The 2,871-nt window shown below is 46.7% G+C and carries 2 protein-coding genes; both read right to left on the reverse strand.

The genetic code is table 11. From position 1 onward, the window contains the following. Positions 1–115: 115 nt before the first annotated feature. The gene (locus HMPREF9370_RS01875; protein WP_040666780.1) at positions 116–583 is read right to left on the reverse strand and encodes a hypothetical protein; all 468 of its coding nucleotides are present in this window, start codon (positions 581–583) and stop codon (positions 116–118) included. Between the two features lie 11 nt (positions 584–594). Continuing rightward, positions 595–2,871: RHS repeat-associated core domain-containing protein (locus HMPREF9370_RS01880; RefSeq protein ID WP_156793017.1), on the reverse strand; the 2,277-nt coding region annotated here is incomplete at its 5' end.

Below are 2,871 nucleotides of genomic sequence, written 5' to 3' on the forward strand. Positions count from 1 at the left end.
GGGCGCTTGGAAGGAATGCACCATGCCGGTGAAACCGAGCTCATAAATATGGTTGGGTTTCAGATGGTTGAACGCGTTGGGGAAAAACTAGGTCAAAATTGTAATCTAGACTCGCTTAGGAGAAATTTTTGATAAGTTTTTCGATATATTCAAGACTTCTAAATAAATAGTATTCACCTATTTGCTCTATTAGTCTTAATGAATTTCCGAACAATATTTTTTCTAAGGATTCTTTTAAAATTCCTAACTCATCTTCTTTTAAAAAACCTAAAGCAGTATTTATAGTTTCACTAGAAGAAATTCCTACAATAAATTCTTCTATATTTGTAGTGGAGTTATCATTTTTAATATCATTGTTAATGCCTTCAATAATTTTAGGCATTAAATAGTTTATTCCTTCCGGTGAGAAAAAAGTAAAAGATAATAAATGGTGTTCATCAATAATAATTTTTTCTATTGGTGTGTTTTCATAATACTCAAAGTCATCTTTGAATTCTTCTATTCGATAAATATCTTCTCGATATTTTTTTTTAAATAGCCCTTCTTTAGGAAAAACTCTATAAGAAATCTCTAATCTTCCCATATTAGCCACCACTATTTTAAATATTCTTTACATTTGTAATGATGTCGCCAAGCTTCTGCCATTGCTTTTTGGTGCCCCTCATCTCCTCCATCCCAGCATTTTTGTTCTCGTATAGAGCGGGCAAGTGCTAAATTTAGCCATGCTTTTGAACGTTTTAGTAAATCTTTTGGGCTCATTTCGGGTTTGCATCCCCCAAGTTTTCCAACAGCTTTTTTAGCTTCGCTGACTTTTTCAGAAAGTTTTTTCAAAACATCAGGAGGGCATTTAGGTTGTGGAGAGCTGCACTTACTACATGCCGTAGTTGATTTTGAACGTGATGTAGATATTGCGGTTGCGGCAGCACCGACAGCTAATACGGCAGTAGCCGCTAAAGCAATTGCACTTCCGGCTGCACAGCCGACAGGCCCGCCGAAGGGGGCGCCTATGGCGCAACCCGCAGCAACTTGAGCCATTGCACCTGAAATATCTACCCATCTTTGAGTATTTGGTGCGAACGCATAAAGATTTTCTGAAGCTATTATTCCAATCGGATCCTGATTAACAAACCGCCCTGCATCAGGTTCGTAATACCTGAAGAAGTTGTAATGCAAGCCCGTCTCTTCATCGCGATACTGGTTCTGCAACCTGAACGGCTGATGGGCATTGGTAATGTTGGTCTCGCTCTTCAGCTTACCCCAACCGTAATAATCCCCAAACCAAAGCAGATTGCCGTCTTTATCGGTCATTTCTCTCGGTATGCCGATTTGGTCGCAATGGAAGTAGTTGGTTTCCTGTCTGCTTTCGCTTTCCGGGTTTGTATAGTTGTAAATTTGCGCTAGCGGTTCGTAAGAATCTTGGTCGGTATAAATATATGTGTAGAGGCCGTCTGAATTTTGTTCCTGCAACAGATGGCTGCCGTCCCAAACAAACTCGATTTCCACTTTCAGACAGGCATTATCTGTTGAATGCCTGTCTGAAACTTCGTTAGCGTTCTCCGTTTTCAGACGGCCTTTGCCGATTCGTCTGCCCAAAGCATCATAGCGGTAAGCCCAAGTCTCTTTAATGCCGTCTTTCTTAAAGATTTCCACTTTAACCAGTTGGTCGTGCAAATCGTAGAAATAGTTCTGCACTTCGCCGTTTGGCAGTTCTCTATGAATCAGGTTGCCGAGGTCGTCGTAGTAATAGCTGGTGCCGTTGTATTCTTTAAGACGGTTGTCTTTTACTACGTTATCCTGATGCCTGTCTGAAAGGATATTGTGCGCGGGGTCGAAGGCGAAGCGTTCGTTGCCCGCTTGGGTGATTCTGCCGAGTTTGTCATACTCGAAATGCGTCGTTCCCATCCGCTGGTCGCTGCTGTGGAGCAGGTTGCCGGTTTTGTCGTAGCCGTAGCTGCGTTTGACGGCGGTTTGGGCAGGGGTGCGGGCGGGTATGTAACCCGCCCCTACGGCAGCTTTGCCGCTTTCAGACAGGCCGTTGAGTGCGGCGATTTGTTTTTTCAGACGGCCTAGGGGGTCGAGTTCGTAGCGGCTGGTTAAGGCACCCTGTGTCCTTTGGATTTCGCGGTGCAGTTTATCGCGTTCGATGTCGCTGACGACTTCGCCGTCGAGGTTGATTTGGTGCAGGTGGCCGCTGCCGTAATACAGGTAGTTGATTTGGCGGCCGTCGGGCAGGACGGTGGTGGTGCGGTTGCCGTTGAAGTCGTAATGGTAATGGATGCTGTCGGTAATCTGCTGGAACAGCATATCGTATTGCGGGTCGCGCCAGTCGGTGTCTATCAGGCCGTTTCGGGCATTCTCTTCTCGGGTGGGTACGTTCCATTGGTGTTGACCGATAAGTTGGCCGTTGGGGTTGTAGTCGAAACAGGTAATTCTGTGTCGGTTGGCGGCACGGACGAGGTTGCCGTTAAGGTCGTAATGATAAGCGGTTTCCTGAATGTTGCCTTTGCTGTCGTGGGCAAGGGTGTGTTTCAGACGGCCTAAGATGTCGCGTTGGAACTCGGTGATTCTGAGCGGGGTTTTGTCTTTAAGGCCGTCTGAAAGCGGCGTCCTGTCTGTGCTTTTAACGGGCTGTCCGCCGTATTGCGCCATCAGTTTGGCGGCTACGGAGGCATCGTCGCCGTATTCGCTTTGCTGCACCAGTTCGTTACCGGCGTTGTAGTGGTAGGCGGTCAGTTTGTGGTCGAAACCGCTCTCGGCCACCAAACGGTCGAGCACGTCGTAGGCGAAGCGGTAGCGGGTGCCGTTTTCGTTGGTAAGGCCGATGAGCCTTCTTGCTTGGTCGTAGTGGTAGCCGAAGGTATGCCCCAGCGC

This window comes from Neisseria wadsworthii 9715, from assembly GCF_000227765.1.
Taxonomy (GTDB): Bacteria; Pseudomonadota; Gammaproteobacteria; order Burkholderiales; family Neisseriaceae; genus Neisseria; species Neisseria wadsworthii.